The sequence below is a fragment of the Woeseia sp. D3-10 genome (assembly GCF_055809415.1).
In genome coordinates this window covers 1,062,641-1,086,425 of the sequence record NZ_JBVVTW010000007.1, presented here as the reverse complement: position 1 = coordinate 1,086,425, position 23,785 = coordinate 1,062,641, and the positions used below count along the sequence as shown (strand labels likewise).

Sequence of the window (23,785 nt, the reverse complement as noted above, 5' to 3'; positions counted from 1 at the left end):
TCAGCGCGGCACTATGATTAGCACTCCTCTGAGTTGAGTGCTAACAAGCGCAGCTCGGAAAACCGCAAAAGTCGGTTAGAATTCAACAATTTACAGGAGAAACAATCGATGAAGATTCGTCCGCTTCATGATCGAGTCATCGTAAAGCGCATGGAAGAAGAGCGCACGTCACCGGGTGGTATCGTTATCCCTGACGCCGCTGCTGAAAAGCCCATCAAGGGTGAAGTTGTTGCTGTAGGCAACGGCAAAATCCTCGAAAACGGCGAAATCCGTGCTCTCGACATCAAGGCTGGCGATAAGGTGCTGTTCGGCAAGTACAGCGGCACCGAAGTCAAGGTCGATGGTGAAGAGCTGCTGGTAATGAAAGAAGACGACATCATGGCCGTCATCGAGGGCTAAGCCTTCGAATACCAGTTTCACAAGCTTTACGTTTTGAAAATTGAGGGAAGTGCTGAATGTGTGCTTCCCATAGCTTTAAACAGAGGAATTAATAATGGCTGCTAAAGAAGTTCGTTTCAGCGACGACGCGCGCCAGAAGATGTTCGCGGGTGTCAACATCCTGGCGAATGCGGTGAAAGTCACGCTGGGCCCGAAAGGCCGGAATGTAGTACTCGACAAGAGCTTTGGCGCTCCGACCGTCACGAAAGACGGTGTATCAGTTGCCAAGGAAATCGAGCTCGAGAATAAATTCGAGAACATGGGCGCGCAGATGGTTAAGGAAGTCGCTTCCCAGACCTCTGACGTTGCTGGTGATGGCACCACGACAGCAACAGTTCTGGCACAGGCAATCCTGCGCGAAGGCCTGAAGTCAGTTGCTGCCGGCATGAACCCGATGGACCTGAAGCGCGGTATCGACAAAGCAACGATCGGTATCATTGCCGAGCTGAAAAAGCTGTCGAAGCCTTGCGACGATGACAAAGCCATCGCACAGGTTGGCTCAATCTCTGCCAACTCTGACACCGAAATCGGCGAGATCATTTCCAATGCCATGAAGAAAGTCGGCAAAGAAGGCGTGATCACCGTTGAAGAAGGTTCCGGTCTCGAAAACGAGCTGGACGTGGTTGAAGGCATGCAGTTCGACCGCGGTTACCTGTCTCCTTACTTCATCAACAACCAGCAGAGCCAGAGTGTCGAGCTCGATAACCCGCTGATCCTGTTGTATGACAAGAAGATCTCCAACATCCGTGATTTGCTGCCGGTCCTCGAAGGCGTTGCCAAGTCTGGCCGCCCGCTGTTGATCGTTGCTGAAGACGTTGAAGGCGAAGCACTGGCGACTTTGGTTGTGAACAACATCCGCGGTATCGTCAAAGTGGCTGCTGTTAAAGCACCAGGTTTTGGCGATCGTCGCAAAGCTATGCTGCAGGACATCGCTGTTCTGACCGGTGGTCAGGTTGTTTCTGAAGAAGTTGGTTTGTCACTTGAGAAGACCACGCTGGATGATCTTGGTGAAGCCAAGAAAGTACAGATCACCAAGGAAAACACCACGGTAATCGACGGCGCTGGCAAGGCGAATGAAATCAAGGGTCGTGTTGATCAGATCCACGCCGAAATTGCCGATTCTTCGTCTGATTACGACAAAGAGAAGCTGCAGGAGCGTGTTGCCAAGCTGTCCGGCGGTGTTGCCGTGATCAAGGTTGGTGCTGCAACTGAAGTCGAGATGAAAGAGAAGAAAGCCCGCGTTGAAGACGCGCTGCACGCAACCCGTGCCGCCGTTGAAGAAGGCGTGGTTGCCGGTGGTGGTGTTGCGCTGATCCGTGCTGTGAACAGCATGGGCAAGCTGAAAGGCGACAACGACGACCAGAACGTGGGTATCGCTATCCTGCGTCGCGCTGTCGAAGAGCCGCTGCGCCAGATCGTGAAGAATGCCGGCGGTGACGCCAGTGTTGTGCTGAATGCTGTTGCGGAAGGCAAGGGCAATTTCGGTTACAACGCGGCTACCGGCGAGTACGGCGACATGATCGAACTCGGCATTCTCGACCCGACGAAAGTCACCCGTTACGCACTGCAGAACGCTGCATCTGTATCCGGACTGTTGTTGACGACCGAAGCTATGATCGCCGACGCACCGAAGGATGACGATGCTGGTGGCCCGGCAATGCCGGACATGGGCGGCATGGGCGGTATGGGCGGCATGATGTAAGCATCAGCCACTCGTACGGCTAGCAAGACCAAGAAAGCCCCGCGCAAGCGGGGCTTTTTTTTGCTCGATTGCGATCGCGGGTATCGTCTGCAGCCGCAGTCGCACGCCGCTCCCAAGAGTCGTACAGATGTCGCTGTGGTTCAGGCTCGTCGGCGGTCAATGCGGCCCATGACGAGCGAACCGGCGGTCATGGCGAGCAGAAACACGACGGGTTCCCAGCTGCCGATTGCCAATGCAGCGATAGCTGGACCCGGGCAGTAACCGGCGAGTCCCCAGCCAACGCCGAAAATTGCAGCGCCCATGAGCAGGCGGCCATCGAGATCAGTCCGTGTGGGCGTGCGAAACGCTGGCGCCAGCAACGGAGTGACCCGGACTTTCGCGAGGCGGAAGCCGATGAAGCTCACCGTAACGGCGGCCGCCAGTACCAGTGCCAGCGACGGATCCCAGTTGCCGAACACGTCCAGAAACGCGATGACTTTTTCCGGGTTGATCATTTGTGAGATGGCGAGGCCGAGGCCGAACAGAGTGCCGGCAAGCAGTGCAGCAAGTTTGGTTTTCATCTTAGCTCCCCGTGAACGGACGAGTGACGAGCCACACGGTCAGAATGCCGGTGATCAGAAACGTCAGCGTGGCGGCCAGTGACCGCAACGACAGTCGTGCCAGGCCGCAAACGCCGTGCCCGCTGGTGCAGCCGCTACCCATGCGGGTTCCGGCGCCGACCAGAAAGCCGGCCGCCGCTAGCAGGCCGAGTGGGTAATTCACTCTTAGTGCAAAGGGCAGTGGCACAAACACAGCATACAGACCGCCAGCAATGACCAGTCCCGCGAGAAACCAGGCTCGCCATGCGGTGTCGCCCTCTTTGGGTTGCAACACGCCGTTGAAGATACCGCTGATGCCGGCGATACGGCCGTTCAGCAAATAAAGCAACGCGGCCGCGAGGCCGATCAAGGCGCCGCCGGCGAGTGCGCTTACAGGGGTGAAGTTTTCCACGTTTCGTATTCCTTTCGATTCGTTTGTCCGGAAATCCGGAGCGCCGCTGCCAGCACTCCCCGGTGGCGCCGCGACCGCACGCGGCCTGAGTTAGCACCGTTACTCAATACGTACGTGCCCGGATAACGCCGCGTTCCGCTTAGCTGGTCGGTACCGCCACAACGCCAGGCAGCATTGTGACTGGTCTGGGGAGTCGCAGCCCGCAAGGTGTTAGACCCATTACTACGCCTTCACTTAAACAGGGGCAAGCGGCATCGAGTCAGCGCCGTACGAACCGCACTGCGATGCTGATCGGGAGCGGCTAACCTGATGTCAGACCTGCAGCGACGGGTCAGTCCGGGCGCAATTCAACCGGGACTATGTCGTGGGCCGGGCCGTCGATCTTCAGGCAGCGATGCTCGGGTCGCCGGCTGCCGGTGACCGGTTGTTCCGTGCAATGGACGTTCATAACCCGCATGCCGTACTGGCGTTTGTACTGTTCAACTTTGCGATCGATCATCTGTTGCTGTGCGGGGTTGGTGCTGCCATACAGCCGATCAAACAGGCTCACCCATTCTTCGTCGCCAGACTCGGCGGCGACGCCGAGCCAGCCCATGCCCAGCAAGACGGATTTCTCGACATGCTGTCCTTTCAGGAACATGAATGCGAGCAGGTATTGCGATTTTTTGAGGCCGCGCGTCGCAGTTTCGCTAAGGTATTCGAATGCCCGGTCATACTCGCCGCGCTCGTAGTAACGCAGGCCGCGTTCTTCATCGCCATACAATTGCGCAATAGACTCGAATTTCGAATCGTGGAATTGCGCGCCGGCTGGTGTAGCCAGCAGTGCCGCCAGCAGCAGTATCAATGTTTTCATTTCGCACCCCGCAGTCGCCAGAGCCAGCTGCCGATGTTACCCGTGACGCGGCGTTTTGCGCCAGCGACGGAACAGGCGGTAGCCCAGCAATGCGCTGAGTATCAGTGCGTAGATCAGCGGTTCGCTGATGTCTTTCTTGACCTGCCACCAGTAGTGCCAGACGCCCAGCACAGCGGCCAGATAGACGCCGTAATGCAGTTGCTGCCAGCGTCGACCTAGCCGACGGCGCATGCCCGCGGTTGAGGTCAGTGCCATCGCCGATAAAATCAACAACGCGGCAAAGCCGAGAGTGATAAACGGCCGTTCGAAGATGTCTTCGGTGATGGCCTGCCAGTGCAATGATTGATCGAGAAACAGCCAGACAAGAAAGTGCAGCAGCACATAGAAAAACGCGAACAGCCCGAGTGGCCGGCGAAAACGGCTGAGCCAGTTGCGGCCCGTCAATTGCCGCAACGGTGTGACGGCCAAAGCAATCATCAGAAAGCGCAGCGCCCAGTTGCCGAAGTGATCCTGCAGTGCTTCTACCGGATTGGCGCCAAGGTAGCCCGTCCAGCCGAACGTGTCGCCAACTGCCTTGAGTGCGGGTAACAGGCAGAGGGCGAAGACGAGGGGTTTCCAGACATAGCGGATTTGATTGAGGGAGTTCAACGGGCGGCTATCGACATCAGAAATTGCGTTTCAGATCGAGACCTTCGTACAGGCTGGCTACCTGCTCGGCATAGCCATTGAACATCAAGGTCTCCTGCTTGCTTGCAAACAAGCCACTGCCGATACGGCGTTCACGTGCCTGGCTCCAGCGCGGGTGCGAGACGTTCGGGTTCACGTTCGCATAGAAACCGTATTCGTGCGGCGCGGACATGTTCCAGGTTGTATCCGGCATTTTTTCGACGAATTCTATTTTTACGATGCTCTTGATGCCTTTAAAACCATACTTCCAGGGAACAACCAGTCGCATGGGCGCGCCGTTCTGATTCGGCAATACCTGACCGTAAAGTCCAACCGCCATCAGGGTCAACGGGTGCATGGCCTCAGCCATCGTCAGGCCTTCGCGGTAGGGCCACTGCAAGACGCGCGAACGCTGGCCCGGCATTTGTTGCGGGTCATTGAGCGTTTCGAAACGGACGAACTTTGCGTTCGACGTTGGCGCTGCTTTCTTGATGATATCGGCCAGTGGAATACCGACCCATGGGATAACCATCGACCACGCCTCGACACAGCGCATGCGGTAAATTCGCTCTTCCAGCGTGTAGGGCGATATGAAATCTTCAAGCTGAAACCGGCCAGTTTGTTCGGCGTGGCCGGCGACTTCCAGTGTCCACGGCCGCGGCTTAAAGTCCTGAGCATTTTCATGCGGATCGGACTTGCCGGTGCCGAACTCGTAGAAATTGTTGTAGGTGGTGACATCTTCGAAACTGTTGGCCGCTTCGTTGGTGCTGAATTCACTTTTCACGACCCCGGACAGTTTTGCACCGGCAGTAGCGGGCAGGCTTGCACTGTTTGCTCCGCCAGCCAGCAACGAGGCCCCGGCCAGCAGGCTCCCTTCCAAAAAACGTCGCCGATTCAGGTAGTTGCTCTCGCTGGTGATTTCCGAGGGTCTTATCTTGCCGATTCGATGCGTGCGCAATGTCACTCTCCATTATTCCTGTACTGCATTAGACCCGGTCTGGCGCCGAACTATTGCAACATATTGTAACGAAACCACGACGGCGGGACTGGCGTGGGCTCGCAGTCAGCTGCGGTTCAGGCTGAATGCGGCACACTTTGGCACAAGGGAACAGACCGTTAAGGTTGGTAAAGAGTCTTTTTATGGTGCTTGAAACCAGTAACGCAGCCCGCATCTTACGGGTTGCAGGTAGCGAACACGCAAAGGCGGAACCATGATTCATCAGCAACCAGGCAGTAGTTCAAATTTCAGCGACTCCGTGTCGACGGCGACGCTGCGCGTTGAGATTATCGCCGACCTGATTTGCCCGTGGTGTTACCTCGGCAAGCGGCGGTTGGATGTTGCTCTGGATTCTGTGCACGGGCCGAGCACGCTGCAGTGGATTCCCTACCAGCTGAACCCGTCCATGCCCCTGGAAGGTATGGGGTTTGATGAGTACCTGATCAGCAAATTCGGTGATCCGGCAAAGGTGCAGCCGGGCCTGGACGGCCTGATGGCACAAGGTGTGGAGCAGGGCATACGCTTTCGCTTTGACCTGATCAAGCGGGTGCCGAACACGCTTGCTGCACACCGCCTCCTGAGTCACGCACAAACTGAAGGCGCGAGTGTTGCCAGTGTGGCCGAAGGATTGTTGAGCGCTTTCTTTGAAGAGGGACTGGATATCGGCCGTCATGATGTGTTGCTCGATATCGGCAGCAACCACGGTTTGCAGCGCTCGGATGTCGCACGCTGTCTGCAAGACGATGCCTTGCGGCTGCACTTGCAGGAGCAGGAAGCTGAAGTTCGTCGGGGTGGGGTCTCCGGCGTGCCCAACTTCCTGATCAACGGTCGTCTGTTCGTCATCGGCGCGCAGCCAGCACCGGTGTTGGTTGAAGCGTTCGATCGTGCAATGTTTGGCGATGACAGCGAGCAGCCTGTGTCAGGCTCACTGCACTAGGTAGGGAACCGCCGCGCCAGCCAGTCCAGAATCAGCTGGTTGGTCGCTGCCGGTTTTTCTTGCTGGGTCCAGTGGCCGCAGTCGACCAGCATGTGCATTTCCAGATCGGGCACGTACGCTTTCATGGCGTCTATCTGCCTGGTTTGCACGACCACGTCGTTGTCGGCGCCGATGAACAATGTTGGCACCGTGATAAGTTGTGTGACGTGTTCGGTAACGCGCCAGTTGTGACTCCAGTTGCGGTACCAATTGATCGGTCCGGTGAATCCGCCGTCGGCAAACGCGTCTGCGTAGTAGTCCAGTTCTTCGGTCGTCAGCAATGGTTTTCCTCGCGGGTCTGGTTTATCGAGGGTGGCGAGCAGACTGATCACCCGTTGACTCGGCGGTAAGGCTTCGAACTGCGGGCGACTGATGACATCCCGGCGCATCATCCGGTCGATAAAATTGCGCGGATCTTCTGCCAGGCGTCGGTCAGCTTCGTCCGAGTCCTGAAAATTGACAATGTAAAACTCAGGTCCCAAATGCTCGCGCATGATCTCTATCGGGTCGCGGCGGCCGCGCGGCAGAAAGGGGATATTCAGGCAAATCAGGCCGCGTACCAGATCCGGTCGCAACAGTGCCATTTGCCAGGCAAGCAGCGCGCCCCAGTCGTGCGCGACAATTACGGCATCCTTGATCTCCAGCGCTGCTAGCAAGCCGGCCATGTCGTCAATCAGGCACTCGATACGGTATTCCTCGACCGCTTCCGGCTTGCTGCTTTGCCCGTAGCCACGCAGGTCGGGTGCGATAGCGCGGTAGCCAGCGGCCGCAAGCGCCGGCAACTGGTGGCGCCAGGAGTAGGCGAGTTCCGGAAAACCGTGCAGTAGCAAAACTGCAGGTCCCGAGCCGGCCTCGTGGATCGCGAGTTGAATGCCATTGCTGGCAACGAATTGCGGCGCTGGAAATGGAGGCATTGACCGTGTCATCCGGTTGTCGTGGATAAGTGCTTGAATTTTGCGCGGGTGGGCGCTAGTTTCCCCTGCACGACGCTGAAGGGGAAGAGTAGCTGGCCTGACCCGTGATTGAGCGACCAGGGGACGGTGTGAGCCCTGGCACGATGGCCTGCGAAGATCGCCCCGGAGTCGCTGCCCGAACCGCACGCCGTGCGCAGTAGACGCAGCCGGTCGCCCCCGAGACAGGGCATTCGAGGCAGGGAGCCAGCTTCCCTGCGAAACCGGGTGGTACCGCGAAATTTTGTCGCCCCGGACGCAGTTTGCGTTCGGGGCGTTTTTATTTGGAAATGTGATGGCATTTAAAGAAGTAGCAGGCAGGTACGACGGTCCGGGACTCGAGACAGAGGTTCTCGAGTTTTGGCGTGAGCACGCGGTCTTTGAAAAGACGCTGGAGATGTCGGCTGAGCGGCCGCGCTTTACGTTCAATGAGGGCCCGCCAACAGCCAACGGCAAACCGGGTATTCACCACGTGCTGGCGCGCAGTTTCAAAGATGCCTTCCCACGCTACAAGACCATGCGCGGCTACCACGTGCCGCGTAAGGCCGGTTGGGATACCCATGGTCTGCCGGTCGAGCACGAGATAGAAAAAGAACTCGGCATCTTCGACAAGAAAGAAATTGAAGCCCAGGTTGGTATTGCGGAGTTCACGAAACGTTGCCGCGAATCTGTCATGCGCTACATCAGCGACTGGGAAAAGATGACGACCCGTATGGGCTTTTGGGTCAACCTGGACGAAGCCTATTACACGCTGAATAACAGCTATATCGAGAGCGTCTGGAACCTGCTGCAAAATATCTGGGGCAAGGATCTGATCTATCGCGGTTACAAAGTCGTGCCTTACGACCCGCGTATCGGTGCCACGTTGTCGTCACACGAGCTCGCTCAGGGCTATCGCGAAGTCGAAGACCCTTCCGTGTTCGTGCGCTTCAATGTTAAGGACCAGGCGAATACTTCATTTCTGGTCTGGACAACAACGCCGTGGACCTTGCCGGCCAACATGCTGCTCGCCGTCCATACCGACGTGGACTATGTTTACGCAGAAAGCGACGGCGAAACCCTGATCCTGGCGGAAGCCCTTTGTGACCGGGTATTTCGTGAGCAGGAATACACGATAACGAAACGCGTCAAGGGCAGCGAGCTGATCGGGCTGCGTTACCAACGCTTGTTCGACTACCTCACAATCGAGGGCGATGCGTTCCGGGTCGTGCATGCAGATTTTGTAAGCACGGAAGACGGTACCGGTATCGTGCACACGGCACCGGCCTACGGTGTCGACGATCTGGCGCTCGGTCAGGCTGAAGGACTGCCGGTTGTGCATGGCGTTGGCGAAGACGGCCTCTTCCTGCCGGACGTTGAACCGGTAGCGGGGCTGTTCTTCAAAGATGCGGACAAGCCGCTGATCCGGATTCTCAAGGATCGCGGACTGATGTTCAGGTCCGAAACCTATCTGCATAACTACCCGTTTGGCTGGCGCACGGGTGATCCGATCATCTACTACGCGAAGAACGCGTGGTACATCCGTACCTCCAATTTCAAAGACCGCATGGTTGAGCTCAACCAGTCGATCAAATGGGTGCCGGAAAACATTCGCGACGGCCGCTTTGGTAATTGGCTGGAAAACAATATCGACTGGGCGTTGTCGCGTGAGCGCTTCTGGGGCACGCCATTACCGGTATGGACAGACGGCAATGACGAGTATGTGTGTATTGGTTCAGTCGCTGAGCTGGAGGAACTGACGGGTCGTTCGTTGTCCGATCTTGATCTGCACCGCCCGGCCATCGACGAGATCACGTTCGAGAAAGACGGCAAAACCTGGCAGCGGGTACCGGAAGTTATCGACTGCTGGTTTGACTCCGGTGCGATGTCTTACGCGCAATGGCATTACCCGTTCGAGAACAAGGACACGTTCGAGCAGCACTTCCCGGCGGATTTCATCTGCGAGGCCATTGATCAGACACGTGGCTGGTTCTACACGCTGCATGCCATTTCGACATTGGTATCGGACAGTGTTGCGTATCGCAACTGCATATGCCTGAGTCACATAGTTGATAAAGACGGCAAGAAAATGTCGAAGTCGGTTGGCAACATCGTCAATCCCTATGACGTGTTCGATACGGTCGGCGCCGACGCCTTGCGCTGGTATTTCCTCGCGCGCCTGGCACCCGAAGCGCAGAAACGCATTTCCGTAGAGATCGTTGCCGACGTCGCAAGCTCTTTTATCAACACCTTCTGGAATACCTACGGTTTCTTCGTGTTGTACGCGCGTATCGATGAGGTTGATCTGACCAACGATATTGCTGTTTCGGAGCGACCGGAAATCGATCGCTGGGCGCTCGCGCTCGCTCACCGCACGATTCGCGTAGTTACCGAAGCAATGGATAACTTTGATGCGAAGACCGCGGGCGATGCGGTTGAATCGTTCATCGATCAATTAAGCAACTGGTATGTGCGGCGCAACCGCCGACGTTTCTGGAAGTCGACCGATCCGGCGGATACCCGTGCGGCGTATCTCACGCTGTACGAGTGCTTGAACATTGCACATCGCTTGATGGCACCGTTTGTACCGTTCCTCGCTGAACACGTTTACCAGAATCTTGTGCGTGGAGTGGATGCCGACGCGCCAATGAGTGTGCACATGAGTGACTGGCCGGAGGCCGATGCATCACTGGAAGACGATGCCTTGTTGTTTGCCGTCGACGTTGTGCAGAAGACGGTTGGTCTGGGTCGCGCCGCCCGTGCGCAGTCCGGTGTGCGTACGCGGCAGCCGTTGTCGCGATTGTTGTTGCGCGCTCCTGATGATGCGGCTGCTGCTGCACTCGCGGAACACCAGGATCAGATTCTGGAAGAGCTCAACGTTAAGACTGTTGAGTTCATTGCCCGCGATGCGGGTTTGGTGGACTACCGCATCAAGCCGCACCTGCCACGCATCGGCAAGCAGTTCGGCAAACGTATTCCCGCATTGAAACAAGCTCTGCTTGATGCGGATGGCGCAGTCATTGCCAGTGCGGCGGCCAATGGCGAACCCTTTACGGTAATGCTGGGTGATGAGGCGATTACGCTGACCGCGGAAGACGTGCTGATCGAAACCAGTTCAGCCGAGGGCTATGCCTGTGCAGAGGATTCCGGTTATCTCGCCGCGCTCGATACCAGCCTCGATGACGCATTGCGCCGCGAAGGTGTAGCTCGCGAACTGGTGCGCTCGGTTCAGGACGCCCGCAAGCAGGCGGGCCTTGAGGTATCTGACCGTATCGTACTCGGCGTTAGCGGTTCGGAAGGGGTCGAGGCGGCCCTCGCTGAGCACCGTGATTACCTGATGCGAGAGACGCTTGCCAGCGACTGGAGCTGTGGACAGGCTGATCCTTTGTACAGCGCAGAACGTGATGTGGACGAGCACCGCTGGACAATAGAAATTACCAAAACAAGCTGATTTCGCGTTGCGGTCAACACTACTTGCGAAGCCTTCCTTAGTTTTGTTATAAGAATTGGGCGCAGGTGCTTGACTGACCACGTGTACAAAAGGAAATGACGCGTACAGCGCGGACCGCAGGAGGCGGGCCACGAACAAAGCGTATTTAGGCCGTAGCTGAGAGGACTGCGGCTTCACCAGAATAAAAACGCTGGAGTGGAAATGTCCCACCAGGTAGATTGCTTTGCCGCTGCGTTAGCGGTAATTGTCGGTAATGGTCAAATAAAACAACGACTTACGAGCGCCTATCAGGATCACCTGCTGGAGCTTGAGAACGATCAATTGCCGATCCCGATGCGCCAGATGTTTGCCGATTTGACGCACCTGATGAAGCGGGTTGCGCCGCACAACGGCGAAGGGCCGATCTGTGCGTCGGTAAGAAAAATGTCGCCAGCCGAAACCGAGCGTTGCGCGCAGCTGATGCTGGAGTTGTACGCTGCGGCGATTCGCAACAGTGACGGTGGCCAGAAAGCACTGCCGCTGGTTGTTGAAGAACCGTCGCCGGTACCACCATTCCTCGTCAAGTCGGGCTGAGCGAGACGCAGACCGATCACCCGCGTGCGGCCGTGCAATGGCCGCTGGCCGAGCCAAAGCAAAATTGGCGAATCCTGTCCCACGCTGTTGCAGGCGTAACCGCTGGCAAGGTGTTTGCGGCTGCTACCGCAGCACGCCGTTCCAGCCTCCCTTATCTCGCTGACAAGTCTGTTCTCAGCCGACCTGCGCGTGTTTGCTCCGGCCGACGACTGATGACCGGAGCAGGCACTGGTACGAACCCGGCCGCAGAAACGGACTGGCCGCCTGGTCGTTTGGCTGTGCGATAATCCGCAACTGTCTGCAACCTGCACGGGAGTCCGCACCGTGAATAAAGCTCCGTCGTTGCGCCAGTTGGGCGCGCTCATCGTAACGTCATTCACGCTGGCAGCGTGCGGCCAGAAAGATGCTGCTCCTGTCGCGATTGATGCAGCCCCCGCTGCGGCCTCTGCAAATACGGCAACACCGGCGGTAGGGTTGCCCAGACCCGATGTCTACGCATCGTTCCCCCTGACGGCCGATGTGAGTGCTTTGTCCGAAGCGCAGCGGGATATGCTTCGCCTGATGATCGAGGCGTCCGACATCATGGACGACCTGTTCTGGCGTCAGGCTTTCCGTGACGACTGGCGACAATGGCTGGCAGGCATCGACGACGCGCAGGAAAAGCGCTTCGCCGCCATCAACTACGGTCCCTGGGACCGGCTTGCCGATGAACAGCCTTTCATGGAAGGTGTCGGCGCAAAGCCGCTGGGTGCAAACCTGTACCCGGCCGACATTACCCGCGAGGAGTTCGATGCGTGGGACCAGCCGGGTAAAGACGGTCTGTATACGCTCGTACGCCGCGATGAAAGCGGCAAGCTGCAGCTCGTCCCCTACCACGTGGCCTATGCTGCCGAACTTGGTCGTGCCGCGGACTTGCTGCGGCAAGCCGCCGAACTCGAAGAGGATGACGGCTTCAGTAACTACCTGCGTTTGCGCGCGGAGGCACTTGTAACAGGCGAATTCCAGGCGAGCGATATGGCGTGGATGGACGTCAAGACGAACGCCATCGAGCTCGTTATCGGTCCTATCGAAAGCTACGAAGATCGCCTGTACGGTTATCGCACGGCGTACGAGTCGTACGTGTTGCTCAAAGATGCCGACTGGAGCGAACGGCTGGCCCGTTTTGCGGCGTTTCTTCCGGAACTGCAACGAGGCTTGCCGGTGGCCGATGCCTACAAGACGGAAACGCCGGGGACGGATTCTGATCTGAACGCGTATGACGTTGTCTACTACTCCGGACACAGCAATGCCGGCTCAAAGACGATCGCAATTAACCTGCCGAATGATGAGCAAGTGCAACTCGCGAAGGGCACGCGACGTCTTCAGCTCAAGAATGCAATGCAGGCGAAGTTCGAGAAAATCCTGCAGCCGATTGCGGGAATATTGATGGACGAATCGCAACGACAGCACATTACGTTCGACGCGTTTTTTGCCAATACGATGTTCCACGAAGTCGCCCATGGGCTCGGTATCAAGAACACGATTGACGGCAACAGCACTGTGCGCGCGGCGCTGAAGGATGTTGCGTCGAGCATGGAGGAAGGCAAAGCCGACATCCTCGGCCTCTACATGATCACGAAATTGCACGAAGCGGGTGAACTGGGCGACATCGATCTGCGTGATAACTACGTCACCTTTATGGCCGGAATTTTTCGTTCCGTGCGCTTTGGTGCCAGCAGCGCGCATGGCAAGGCCAATATGGTGCGATTCAACTTCTTCGCCGATCACGGAGCGTTTGTGCGTGATGATGCAAGCGGCACCTACAAGGTTGATTTCGAGCGCATGGAGGAGGCGATGGCATCGTTATCCGATGTGTTGTTGACCTTGCAGGGCGATGGCGACTATGACGGTGCGAGTCGTTTGACCAACGAAACCGGCGTGATTCGCGAGTCCCTGCAGCGCGATCTTGATCGTTTGACCGACGCCAATATTCCGGTCGATATTATTTTTGATCAGGGAGTGCGGGTACTCGGACTGGACTGAATGCAATGGCCGGCGGCTACTGTGTTGCAAGGTCGCGCTTGTCGAGTCGCGCCAGATGCGCACTCGTCAGGTTGGTCAGGTAAAGGCTTTGCCGCGTTTCGAGTACGCCGGTGATCATCGGCGTGCCGGCAGCCGTGTCCTGCAGGTTCATTAACACCTGACCGTCTACGTTAACGGCAATAACGTGGCTGTGCGGCTCTGCCTTCGGACGCCAGTTTGCTGGCAGGCGTTGGATGACCTTGCGCAGAAATGGCCGCGAAGCGTAGCGGTCGAGCAGCGGGTTGCGCGGCGCAACAAGGCCTACCCACACGCGTCCCTGCAGACCGTTGTTCAGGTTGTCCGGGAAGTCCGGCAGGTTGTCGATGAGTATCTCGCGAGGTGCGCCATCCAGGGGGTAACGCCAAATGCGATAGGCGCCGGTTTCAGCAACCAGCAAATAGCGCTGGTCGGCACTGACGGCGACACCGTTGGCGAAACTCAGGCCGTCGGCAAATACCCGACTTGTGCCATTGGCGGGATCGAACTCGATTACCCGACCGGATGTGCCGTGTTCGATCAGATCCAGAATACTGCTGGCGTAAGTGCCGCCGAAGGATGCCGGGCTGAAGCGGCGGGTGGCTTCGCTGAGGTATACCTTGCCGTCAGCGGCAACCGCGACGTCATTAGGGTAGACCAGCGCTTCGCCAGCCACGCTATCCAGCAGGAGCTCCACAGTCCCTTCGCGGTTGATGCGTTGCAGACCGAGTTCCGCATTGGCAATCAGTAAATTGCCCTCGCCATCAAACTCGATGCCCAGTGGACGGCCTTCTGTGTGTGCCCAGACCTCGGCTGCTTGTGTGTTGCCTGCAAAGCGCAGAATTACGCCTTCATTGCTGCTCAGGTACAGGACGCCGTCCGGTCCCAGGGCCGCATCCTCCGGGCCGGAATGCCCGCCGAGGTCCATGATGCTTGCCGCTCGCAAGCGGTTATTGGCTTCATAGGGATCGACATGACCTTCATCGCCGGGCGCCTGCCAGGCTCTCGGTTGCACCGCTACCGGCCAAAACAGCAGGTAAGCGAGAGCCAGCAGCAATGCTGTGCCAGCCGCTGCCGCGATCGATACCGACAGACGTCGCATCGCGTACTTAGCGGGCTGGCCCGATCATGTTCAGAAATTCGGCGCGGGTTCTCGCGTCTTTGCGGAAAGTGCCAAGCATCTGGCTGGTGACCATCGAAACACCGGACTTGTGGACGCCGCGGGTGGTCATGCACTGGTGCGAAGCACTGATCACGACGCCGACCCCTTTGGGTTTCAGTACATCCTGTATGCAGTGCGCTATCTGTGCCGTCATTTTTTCCTGTACCTGGAAGCGACGGGCAAAGGTCTCGACCACGCGGGCGAGTTTGCTGATGCCGACGACCTTGTCGTTCGGCAAATAGCCGACGTGGGCGTGGCCGATGATAGGCGCCATGTGGTGCTCACAATGCGATTCAAACGAGATGTCACGAAGGACGATCATCTCGTCATAGCCTTCCACTTCCTCAAAGGTGCGCTTCAGGTAATTGACCGGATCGTCGTTGTAACCGCTGAACCAGTCTTCGTAGGCGCGCGCAACCCGCTTTGGCGTGTCGACCAGCCCTTCACGACGCGGGTCATCTCCCGCCCACAACAGCAGGGTGCTGACAGCTTCTTCCGCTTGCTTGCGGCTGGGTTTTCTCGGTTTGCGTGGAGTCCGGGTCGCCAATGGCTACTACCTTCGTTGGGTCGGGGAATGGTTGCGGATATTACGCGGATTAGCCCGCCAACGCATTGCCACTGGTTCCGTGGCTGACGCCTGTGCCTATCGCACAACTGACACCCGTGCCGCCGATACCGCAATACCCGTCGGGATTTTTTGCCAGGTATTGCTGGTGGTAATCCTCGGCATAGTAAAACGTATCGAGCGGCCCAATTTCGGTCGTGATTGCGGCAAAGCCGGACTGCGTCAACTGTTGCTGGTAGCTGTCGCGTGATTGTTCGGCGATGACTGTGTGATCCGGGTTGCTCGTAAAAATCACTGACCGGTACTGGCTGCCGATGTCATTGCCCTGGCGCATTCCCTGGGTAGGGTCGTGCGATTCCCAGAACAGTTTCAACAACGCCTCCAGGCTGACTTCGCTGGGGTCAAATATCACCTGCACCACTTCGCTGTGGCCCGTCTGACCACTGCACACTTCGCGATAACTGGCGTTCCTGGTCTGGCCGCCGGCGTAGCCTACGGCGGTGGAGTAAACGCCGGGTGTGGACCAGAACAGGCGTTCAGCGCCCCAGAAGCAGCCCATGCCGACGACAAGTTGCTGCAGGCCGGCGGGAAACGGTCCTTGCATGGCATTGCCGTTGACGAAGTGCTTTTCCGGCACAGCGACAACTTCGTCACGGCCCGGTAAGGCAGCGGAACCGTTCGGCGTCCGGGTTTTCGAGTCTGTTGCGTTCATGTTTTTGTCCTGTTGTTCGTTAACGTCGGGTAGCGCTGTCGCTGCTGCCGGTTGGATGGTCGGTGGCAACGGCGGCGTATTCTGCGTTTCGTCGCGGGCGGTCGACGATGCCCTCGGCGCTTGCGAAGCGCACTTCCAGCGATTGCGTCCGGCCCCATGCAAGTGCCCGGTATACCGCAAAGTGCAAATGCGGCATCGTCGTATGACCTGTGTTTCCCGACAAGCCAATCAGGTCGCCGGCCCGCACGGTTTGCCCAGGCTCAACCAGCGCACCGTCTTTTTGCAAATGGTAGTACTCGCCGGTCGTATTATCACTGTGCAGAACAACGACAAAGTTTGCGTATTTGCCGCAACCGTCTTCCCAGCAGCCAATGTCGTTTGATTCCTCGACCCGCGCAACGATACCGTCTCTGGCCGCATGAACTGGGGTTCCTTCCTGCATTTTAAAGTCCACGGCGTAATACTCGCGGCCCGTATGGCTGAACCGCGAACCGTAGCCCTGCAATACCCGGTAGCTATCGCCGGCGGCGTAGGGCAATTGATAGATATGTTCATCATCGTGGATGGCAAGCTGGTCGCCGACGGTCCATGAGCAGGAGTAGGGAGTACGCCGGGAAGTGGCTGCCGGCGGAAAATCGATTAGCGTCATTACGGCGCGGGACTCACCGGCAGTGAGCGTTTCCGTTACGACGGCTGGTCCGTCGACCTGCACATCGCCCGTTCGTGTTCGGGCCCGTAGCGTGAATGTGAGTGGGAAATCGCTGCGGTTTTCGACCTTGAGTACCAGGTCGTCAGCGGCGCGCTGTTCAGACACAGTGAGCCACTCGGGATCGCAGGCAGCAATAGCCTGCGCAGCCGGCCAACTCATGCCGAACAGAAGTGCGAGCAAGCGCAGTGTCACGAGTGTAATCGGGGGAGATTGTCTGGCGACGCGTTGCCGGCTACCCGCCATTCGTTATTGCGAAGTTTCGGCGGCGGTTGTTGCATCCGGCAGATCACTTTCGCGGTAAAAGAAATTGTGTGTGTAGGTCAGGTTGTCGGTTTGTACCGTGTTGCCGTCCACTATTCTGGGCCGCTGCACAAAGCGTCGCAATTCGCGCGCGACGGCTCGTTCCATGTCGTCGAGCATTTCCGGCTTAGCTTCCAGCAAGGTGATGTTCGTCGGTTTGCCGCGCGATGACAGGGAGTATTGGTAGACAATCGTGCCGGACTCAAAGCCATCGACGCTTCGCACCGGGGCGGAATCAGTGTCGATGCCGTAAAACCTTGGCGGTTGAATGTCCTGCAGTATTTGTAACGACTGCAGCAGGTTCATACGCTGCTTTTCATGTTCCGGGTTTGCGGTCAGCAAGTCCCACGCATCCCGGTAGACCCGTTCAGCGCGACTCGGCTTATCGGTCAGCGTGTAGTAATCCGCCAGCGCGATCATGGCCTGAGCCTCGACTTCCCAATTGGATTGCGGGTTTTCTTCGGCGATTCGTAATGCGCGCTTCAGGTAAATTTCACCGGTTGTATTTGACGTAGGGTGAAAGTAGTTCGTGTCAGGAACCGAAAAATAAAGGTAGGACTGGCCGAGACCGGTCAGTGGTGCGATCAGGCTGAGGTCGTCACGCCCACGATGTTCTTCCATTATTGTGAGTACGCGTCGCCAGATATAGCGTTCCCGGTCGTACATCTGCACGCGATGCAACCAGCGCGCCTGATTGTGCAATGCCGGCAATATGTCTTCACTGTCGAGATCAACATTACGTGCTTGCAGCGAGAAAATGCGCTCGTGAATCGCAACTGCCTCGTCGAGATTGCCAGCGGCGAGATGGGACTCCGCCAGTGACTCCAGTAGCTCAATCTGATCCAGGTTGTGCGGACCCAGATTTACGTGACTGATGTGCGTGGCGCGCTGAAACGTTTCCGTGGCAGCGACCGTATTGCCGAGCGCCATCTCCGACGCGGCCAGACCTTTCAGCGGATTGATAAGGTCTTCATTCAAGCGGTCTGTGATGCGCTCGATGATGTCGATAGCCGACTGAAAATTGAGTTTGGCCGACGCGTAGTCGCCGTTGCCGTGTTGCGCTATTGCCAGGTTGGTGATGGCACGGGCCGTTGTTTCGCTATCGAGGCCGTGAATTTCGATAGTGAGTTCGACTATCTGTTTCGCGAGCGTGTCTGCTTCGGCGAACATGGAATCCGCAACGGCGTCGCGGTACAGCTTGAACAGCGAGCGCAAGCGATCGGCCGGTGACAGCAGCGGTTCGGCGAACTGCTCTTCGCTCATGAGCTCGTCATCCAGCGGGTCTTCATCCGCGAAGTTGTCGGTATAGCGGGGGTCGGCGATGGTAATGGGTTGCAACTCGTCATCGGCATTGGAGACGGCGTTGCTGTCGGCCGATTCCTGTGCCGACAATACCTGGCTGGACGCAAGCAGGATCAAGGCCAGCGGCGTCGAACGGGCGATTCTGTAAACGTGAATGAATCTCATTGGCGGTGCGATGCAACTCCTGAAGTGTTCATCATGAGACTCCCGGCAAAAACGGAAGTTCTCGACGAGCCAAAATCCGTCCACTCACTATACAAGCTCACCATTGCGGACGGTACTGGCGTCAGCGGTATTGGTATTGAATGAAACTGGCGGCGGGCGCGGGTTCTGTGACCATGGAGCGCGCAAATGCGCGGCCGGTACTTAGCCGAAGGGCAGTCCCAGCTGTTGTGCGCCGGGTTTCTGAAACTGCGAGCAGTCCAGCTCCTGCAAGCTCTCGCCGTAGACGATACCGGCCCGACGGCAGGCAGAAGTGAAGCGTTGACTGATGATTTTAGCTAAAGGGCCGCGACCGGTCTGGCGGATACCGAAGCGGCTGTCGTAGTCCTGACCACCATGCGCCTGACGCAGTAGGCTCAGCACGTGCGCTGCCCGGTCCGGCAAGTGTTCGTCAAGCCAGTCTGAGAAAATCCCGCGCAACTCATGCGGCAGGCGCAGCAGTATCCATGCCGCGCGTTGCACGCCGCTGTCGGCGGCACGCGCGACGATGGTTTCAATTTCACTGTCATTGACGGCCGGAATAATCGGCGCCATGAGCAGCGTGCAGGGCACGCCAGCAGCGCTTAAATCGTCCAGGAGGCGAAGGCGAGCGGCCGCGGCCGGGACCCGGGGCTCCATTATCCGCTTCAGGTGCTTGTCCACGGTCGGGATGCTGATGGCGACGGAACAAAGGTTGTCAGCGGCCAATTCGCGCAACAGATCCAGATCGCGGCGCATCAGCGTTCCCTTGCTGATAAGACTCACCGGGTGGCGGTGGCGCAGAAACGTTTCGAGCAAGCGGCGTGTCAGGCGCTGTTCGCGCTCGACGGGCTGATACGGGTCCGTATTGGCGCCTATGGTAATGGGTGCACAGGTATAGGCGGGTTTCTCCCATTCTGCCAGCAGTCGTTCGACGGCATTGGGCTTGTAGAAAATCTGCGTCTCGAAATCGAGGCCAGGCGAGAGGTCCAGGTAGCTGTGAGATGGTCGCGCGTAGCAGTAAACGCAGCCGTGTTCGCAGCCCAGGTAGGGATTGATGGAGCGGTCAAACGGGATATCCGGCGATTCGTTATGGCTGATGATACTGCGCGCGGTCATCGGTCGAAGCACGGTCTCCGGCGCAGTGCGCGCGGAATCCCAGGCTTCTTCCGCCGACAGCTCCACGGGCCGGGTGTCAAATCGATGGCGGCTCTGGCCAACCGCGCCACGGCCCTTGTGTGCTGTCATTGTATTGCCATGTTATTGGACTGTATGAATATACAGTAGTCTGCCGTTTTGCTGCGGTCAATGCGGAGCTGGGCGCTGAACTGCGCAGGACTGCAGCGACGGCTGGCACAAAACGCTGACAGTGGGGTAACGTGCAAGCGTCCGACCCCTTCGTGCGCGGTGTACTGCCGCCAACTTTCGGAAACACAGCGTATGTCTTCATCCACTCATGACTCCACAGCGCGCGCGATCCTGTATGCCTTCGTGGCCAATTCAGGTATCGCGATTGCGAAAAGCTGGGCGGCCTGGCTGACAGGCTCGGGCAGCATGCTGGCCGAGGCGATACACAGCTTCGCTGATGCCGGCAACCAGGTGTTGCTGTATCTCGGTTTGCGTCAGTCGACGCGTGCTGCTGATGAAGAACATCCGCTCGGTTACGGCAAGTCCAGTTACTTCTGGAGCTTCATAGTTGCCATGTTGCTATTCAGCGTTGGCGGTTTGTTCTCCATGTACGAGGGTGTTCACAAGTACCTGCACCCCGAGCCGTTGTCACAGGCGTGGGTGGCACTCGTCGTACTGGCTCTGGCATTGGTGCTGGAAACATTTTCATTGCTCGGCTGCTTGCGGGAAATCCGCCATGTTCGCGGCGATCGCCCCTTTCTCGACTGGTTGAAGCACACGCGCAATGCGGAGCTGACTGTCGTGCTCGGCGAGGACACCGCGGCATTGCTCGGTCTGGTGCTCGCGTTCGTGTTTGTTGCGCTGGCCGCGATTACCGGCAATACCACCTATGACGCTATCGGTTCAATTTGCATCGGCGTCGTGCTGATCATCATTTCCATATTCCTGACCATACGCGTGCATGCCTTGCTGGTCGGGCGTTCGGCGGACCCTGATATTCGCGAGGCGATCGACGCCGTGATCAGCGAAGTCGAGGAAATCGAACAGGTCTACAACACGATAACTATTCAGTACGGGCCGGACACGATGCTCGCGGCAAAGATTCGTTTTCGCGAAGGCTTGGATCTGGCCACCGCCGTTGCCAGAATCAATGAGATGGAAGTTGCACTGAAGCAGAGAATTCCCAAACTCCGCTGGTCGTTCATTGAGCCGGACTTCGATGACTGAATTCGAACGTCGCAAGCAAAAAAAAGGCCGCGAACAATCGCGGCCTTTTTGTTTGACGCCGAACTGAGCTTCAATCGTCTTTGATGATGTGGACATCGCGTTGCGGGAACGGGATGGAAATGCCTTCCTCGTCGAAACGCTTTTTAACGGCCTCGGTGATGTCCCATTTTACGGCCCAGTAATCGCTGGTCTTTACCCACGGTCGCACATTGAAGTTCACGCTGCTGTCTGCCAGTTCAGCAACGGCAATCAGGCATTCCGGCTGCGCCATGATGCGTTCGTCTTTACTGATGACGTCCTTGATGGCTTTGCGAACTTTGTCGATGTCATCGCCGTAGCCAACGCCGAAGACCATGTCGACACGGCGGGTATCGTTGGCCGAGTAGTTGATGATGATGTTGCCCATGATCTCGCTGTTCGGAATGATGATCGACTTGTTGTCACCCGTCTTCAGCGTCGTCGTCAAAATCTGGACATTCTCAACTGAACCGGCAACGCCACCGGCTTCGATCCAGTCACCAACCCGGTAGTGACGGAACAGGACGATCAACACACCAGCAGCGAAGTTCGACAATGAGCCTTGCATGGCAAGACCGATAGCGAGACCCGCGGCACCCAGCATGGCAATGAAGGATGTCGTCTCTACACCGAGTTCGGTAATTGCCGCGATAATGACAAAAGCCATTAACGCCCAGTAAACGAGGTTGGAAACAAAGCTTTCCAGAATTTTGTCGACATTCTGCGCTTTCAGCAGCTTGCGCAAACCGCGTGCCATTACCCGCGCTATGAACCGGCCAACGAAGAAAATGACGATAGCGGTGATCAGGCTAATGCCGAAATCGACGCCGATGGTCTGGAACTTGTCGTACAGGTCGCCCCAGTCGATGTCAAAGCTGGGAATGCTCGAATTACTCATAAAACTGTTTCCTATTTCGTGAATTCTGTTTGCGTCAGGCGGTGCGTGCTGACTCCCGCGCGCCAGTGCGCGGTTTGGGCGCCATTGTAAGGACTGTGGCGATGACTGCCAGTGCCAGGGCTGAACTAGTGTCCGGACAGCGCCAGCCACCAGGCCGCGATCACCAGTAATGGCGCCGCGGCGCCGCACAGCCATTGCACGGAAGAGCGCTCAAACACCGCCGCGGCACGAGTCAGCAGGAAGCCGCCGGCAAAGCCGCAGACGAAGCCGCCGAGGTGCGCGCCTATGTCGGTCGATTCGTCACCGGTACCGGTGTAGGCCAGCAGCGCGATGCCGCCAATGATCGGGCCGAGACGGTACGGCCAGCGGTCCTGCGCCATTAGCCGTCCCCGCCAGACAAAGCCGGCAACAAGGCCCAGTGCGGCGAAAACGGCCGTTGACGCGCCGATCGAGCGGTGGCTCGGAATTAACATAATGGTGTTCAGCGTGTTGGCCAGGGCGGCGGTAATCGTGACGGTCAGCCAGGTAACCCCGGAGCCGATCACGCGCGCGGCAAGCAGACCAAACAATCCACCGAAGCCGAGGTTGCCGAGCAAGTGCCCGACGTCCTTGTGCAAGGTGAGCGCGGTGATCACGCGCCACCATTCGCCGTCGCGAATAAGCGCACCGTCAACCCGGCCAGCCTCCAGCCAGTTGTAGCCAAACGCGCCGTTGCCAGCCAGCCAGGCGACCAGACAAACGGTCAGTACGTAGCCGGCAACACCCGGCCAGGGGTTGTGATTGCTGACGACAGTGGCAACAGGGCGGCGGCGCGAAGGCTGGTTTTCCTGTTCATAGAGCCACAATTCGTGGCGCGCACGGTGCAGGTCGGTTTCGGCAACCAGCAGTTGACAAAGACCGGGCGCGTCAACGATTTCATGTGCGATCGACAACGACGTCAGCACCAGGGCGCGATCAACGCAGGCGCCACGCTGCTGACTCTCGAATACGGCAAGCCAGCCCTCAGTCATGAGTGCTGTCCGCTGGTGTCGTGACCTCAGCAAGCTGCGCGCAGGCATCCTGCAACAATTCGCCGCAATCGCCAGTGGCTCGCAAGGTGGCAAGTGCGTCACCTCGGGTTGAACCGCGATTGACGATGGCGATGGGTTTGCCGCTGTCGTTGGCCTGTCGGACAAAGCGAAAACCCGAATACACCATCAATGACGAACCGACGACCAGCAACGCATCGGCATCACTGATAAATCGCGTGGCGCGGGTTACGCGCTCCGCGGGCACACTTTCGCCGAAGAAAACGACATCCGGTTTAAGTATGCCGCCACACAGCTCACAGGCGGGAACGCGAAACTGCGTCACTGGCGCATTGCCCAGGTCTGCGTCGCCGTCAGGCCGCACATCCGCAGTGGGCGATTGCCAGCCGGGATTGTCCGCAGTGAGCCGGTCCTGAATTTGCGTGCGGCGAAAGGTTTCGTCGCAGCTCATGCAACGAACGCGTTTCAGAGTGCCGTGCAGGTCCAGCACATTGCGACTACCGGCAAGGCTGTGCAAATTGTCAACGTTCTGCGTGATCAGCCCGGCGCTGCGGTTTGTTTTGTCGAGCAAGGTCAGTGCCTGGTGCGCGGCGTTCGGCTGCGCCGCCGACATGCGCGGCCAGCCGCTGTAACTCCGCGCCCAGTAACGTTGTCGCATCGTATCGCTGGCCATGAAGTCGGCAAACTGCACGGGCGGCGCGTGCTTCCATTCACCGAGATCATCGCGGTATTCGGGAATGCCGGACGCCGTGCTGCAACCGGCACCGGTAAGTACCGCGACGCGTTCATGCTGCTGCAGGAACCGGCACAGGTCGGCGCTATCGCCTTCTTGCATGAGTCAACAATCCTTCAGAATCTGTTCAGCGAGCATACGGCAAACTGGTGGCCGGTTAGTCGATAGCGGCACTGCGCCGGGAAAACCAAAGCGCAACGCCTGACGGTAG

22 protein-coding genes are annotated in these 23,785 nt (G+C 57.9%); 7 read left to right on the top strand and 15 right to left on the bottom strand.

Features of this window, described 5'->3' with window-relative positions:
* Window positions 1-108: 108 nt before the first annotated feature.
* Window positions 109-399 carry a co-chaperone GroES gene (groES, locus tag AC0L8N_RS05620; protein WP_473666589.1) on the top strand — a complete coding sequence of 97 codons (291 nt, stop codon included), beginning with the start codon at window positions 109-111 and terminating at the stop codon, window positions 397-399.
* Between the two features lie 94 nt (window positions 400-493).
* Window positions 494-2,140 (top strand): chaperonin GroEL, encoded by a 1,647-nt coding sequence (groL, locus tag AC0L8N_RS05615; protein WP_473666588.1) that lies wholly within the window; start codon window positions 494-496, stop codon window positions 2,138-2,140.
* A 140-nt stretch (window positions 2,141-2,280) separates the two neighbouring features.
* On the opposite strand, the gene AC0L8N_RS05610 is transcribed toward groL, so the two are convergent.
* From AC0L8N_RS05610 to msrP, 5 genes are all read right to left on the bottom strand, one after another.
* A complete protein-coding gene (locus AC0L8N_RS05610) occupies window positions 2,281-2,700 on the bottom strand; it encodes a DUF6691 family protein (RefSeq protein WP_473666587.1) in 420 nt (139 codons plus the stop codon).
* Window position 2,701: 1 nt separating this feature from the next.
* Window positions 2,702-3,130: a YeeE/YedE family protein gene (locus AC0L8N_RS05605; protein WP_473666586.1), complete on the bottom strand. Its 429-nt coding sequence runs from the start codon at window positions 3,128-3,130 to the stop codon at window positions 2,702-2,704.
* Between the two features lie 331 nt (window positions 3,131-3,461).
* A complete protein-coding gene (locus tag AC0L8N_RS05600; protein WP_473666585.1) occupies window positions 3,462-3,983 on the bottom strand; it encodes an SEL1-like repeat protein in 522 nt (173 codons plus the stop codon).
* Between the two features lie 36 nt (window positions 3,984-4,019).
* A complete protein-coding gene (locus tag AC0L8N_RS05595; protein ID WP_473666584.1) occupies window positions 4,020-4,631 on the bottom strand; it encodes a protein-methionine-sulfoxide reductase heme-binding subunit MsrQ in 612 nt (203 codons plus the stop codon).
* 16 nt (window positions 4,632-4,647) lie between these two features.
* Window positions 4,648-5,607 (bottom strand): protein-methionine-sulfoxide reductase catalytic subunit MsrP, encoded by a 960-nt coding sequence (gene msrP / locus AC0L8N_RS05590; RefSeq protein ID WP_473666583.1) that lies wholly within the window; start codon window positions 5,605-5,607, stop codon window positions 4,648-4,650.
* Between the two features lie 253 nt (window positions 5,608-5,860).
* Here msrP and AC0L8N_RS05585 point away from each other — a divergent pair, with 253 nt between their 5' ends.
* On the top strand, window positions 5,861-6,583 hold the full coding sequence (locus tag AC0L8N_RS05585; RefSeq protein ID WP_473666582.1) for a DsbA family oxidoreductase: 723 nt from the start codon (window positions 5,861-5,863) through the stop codon (window positions 6,581-6,583).
* Here AC0L8N_RS05585 and AC0L8N_RS05580 read toward each other — a convergent pair.
* A complete protein-coding gene (locus AC0L8N_RS05580; RefSeq protein WP_473666581.1) occupies window positions 6,580-7,536 on the bottom strand; it encodes an alpha/beta fold hydrolase in 957 nt (318 codons plus the stop codon). The two genes, AC0L8N_RS05585 and AC0L8N_RS05580, sit on opposite strands and share 4 nt — an antisense overlap.
* Before the next feature lie 331 nt (window positions 7,537-7,867).
* Between AC0L8N_RS05580 and ileS the strand changes: the two genes are divergently transcribed.
* The 3 genes from ileS (at window position 7,868) to AC0L8N_RS05565 (ending at window position 13,597) form a co-directional block, all read left to right on the top strand.
* Window positions 7,868-11,002, top strand: a complete 3,135-nt coding sequence (gene ileS, locus AC0L8N_RS05575) for an isoleucine--tRNA ligase (RefSeq protein WP_473666580.1) — start codon at window positions 7,868-7,870, stop codon at window positions 11,000-11,002.
* A gap of 201 nt (window positions 11,003-11,203) precedes the next feature.
* Window positions 11,204-11,575 (top strand): hypothetical protein, encoded by a 372-nt coding sequence (locus tag AC0L8N_RS05570; RefSeq protein WP_473666579.1) that lies wholly within the window; start codon window positions 11,204-11,206, stop codon window positions 11,573-11,575.
* Window positions 11,576-11,899: 324 nt separating this feature from the next.
* Entirely contained in the window at window positions 11,900-13,597 is a 1,698-nt protein-coding gene (locus AC0L8N_RS05565) for a dipeptidyl-peptidase 3 family protein (protein ID WP_473666578.1), read from the top strand.
* Between the two features lie 16 nt (window positions 13,598-13,613).
* Here the strand turns inward: AC0L8N_RS05565 and AC0L8N_RS05560 are convergent, their stop codons facing one another.
* The 6 genes from AC0L8N_RS05560 to AC0L8N_RS05535 all read right to left on the bottom strand — a co-directional run bounded on the left by AC0L8N_RS05560 (window position 13,614) and on the right by AC0L8N_RS05535 (window position 19,790).
* Entirely contained in the window at window positions 13,614-14,714 is a 1,101-nt protein-coding gene (locus AC0L8N_RS05560; protein WP_473666577.1) for an SMP-30/gluconolactonase/LRE family protein, read from the bottom strand.
* Window positions 14,715-14,721: 7 nt separating this feature from the next.
* Window positions 14,722-15,321 carry a GTP cyclohydrolase I FolE gene (folE, locus tag AC0L8N_RS05555; protein WP_473666576.1) on the bottom strand — a complete coding sequence of 200 codons (600 nt, stop codon included), beginning with the start codon at window positions 15,319-15,321 and terminating at the stop codon, window positions 14,722-14,724.
* Window positions 15,322-15,370: 49 nt separating this feature from the next.
* Window positions 15,371-16,051 carry a peptide-methionine (S)-S-oxide reductase MsrA gene (gene msrA / locus AC0L8N_RS05550; RefSeq protein WP_473666575.1) on the bottom strand — a complete coding sequence of 227 codons (681 nt, stop codon included), beginning with the start codon at window positions 16,049-16,051 and terminating at the stop codon, window positions 15,371-15,373.
* Between the two features lie 19 nt (window positions 16,052-16,070).
* A complete protein-coding gene (locus tag AC0L8N_RS05545; protein WP_473666574.1) occupies window positions 16,071-16,952 on the bottom strand; it encodes a M23 family metallopeptidase in 882 nt (293 codons plus the stop codon).
* Window positions 16,953-17,006: 54 nt separating this feature from the next.
* A complete protein-coding gene (locus AC0L8N_RS05540; protein ID WP_473666572.1) occupies window positions 17,007-18,527 on the bottom strand; it encodes a hypothetical protein in 1,521 nt (506 codons plus the stop codon).
* Between the two features lie 201 nt (window positions 18,528-18,728).
* Window positions 18,729-19,790 carry a PA0069 family radical SAM protein gene (locus AC0L8N_RS05535; protein WP_473666571.1) on the bottom strand — a complete coding sequence of 354 codons (1,062 nt, stop codon included), beginning with the start codon at window positions 19,788-19,790 and terminating at the stop codon, window positions 18,729-18,731.
* 192 nt (window positions 19,791-19,982) lie between these two features.
* On the opposite strand from AC0L8N_RS05535, the gene AC0L8N_RS05530 reads away from it, so the two are divergent.
* Window positions 19,983-20,897: a cation diffusion facilitator family transporter gene (locus AC0L8N_RS05530; RefSeq protein ID WP_473666570.1), complete on the top strand. Its 915-nt coding sequence runs from the start codon at window positions 19,983-19,985 to the stop codon at window positions 20,895-20,897.
* Between the two features lie 70 nt (window positions 20,898-20,967).
* Here the strand turns inward: AC0L8N_RS05530 and AC0L8N_RS05525 are convergent, their stop codons facing one another.
* From AC0L8N_RS05525 to AC0L8N_RS05515, 3 genes are all read right to left on the bottom strand, one after another.
* Window positions 20,968-21,813, bottom strand: coding sequence for a mechanosensitive ion channel family protein (locus tag AC0L8N_RS05525; RefSeq protein ID WP_473666569.1), 846 nt, complete (start codon window positions 21,811-21,813; stop codon window positions 20,968-20,970).
* A 125-nt stretch (window positions 21,814-21,938) separates the two neighbouring features.
* Complete coding sequence (locus tag AC0L8N_RS05520; protein ID WP_473666568.1) at window positions 21,939-22,823, bottom strand: rhomboid family intramembrane serine protease; 885 nt, start codon at window positions 22,821-22,823, stop codon at window positions 21,939-21,941.
* Window positions 22,816-23,676: an NAD-dependent protein deacetylase gene (locus AC0L8N_RS05515; RefSeq protein WP_473666566.1), complete on the bottom strand. Its 861-nt coding sequence runs from the start codon at window positions 23,674-23,676 to the stop codon at window positions 22,816-22,818. The genes AC0L8N_RS05520 and AC0L8N_RS05515 overlap by 8 nt, the downstream gene beginning before the upstream one ends.
* Between the last annotated feature and the right edge of the window lie 109 nt (window positions 23,677-23,785).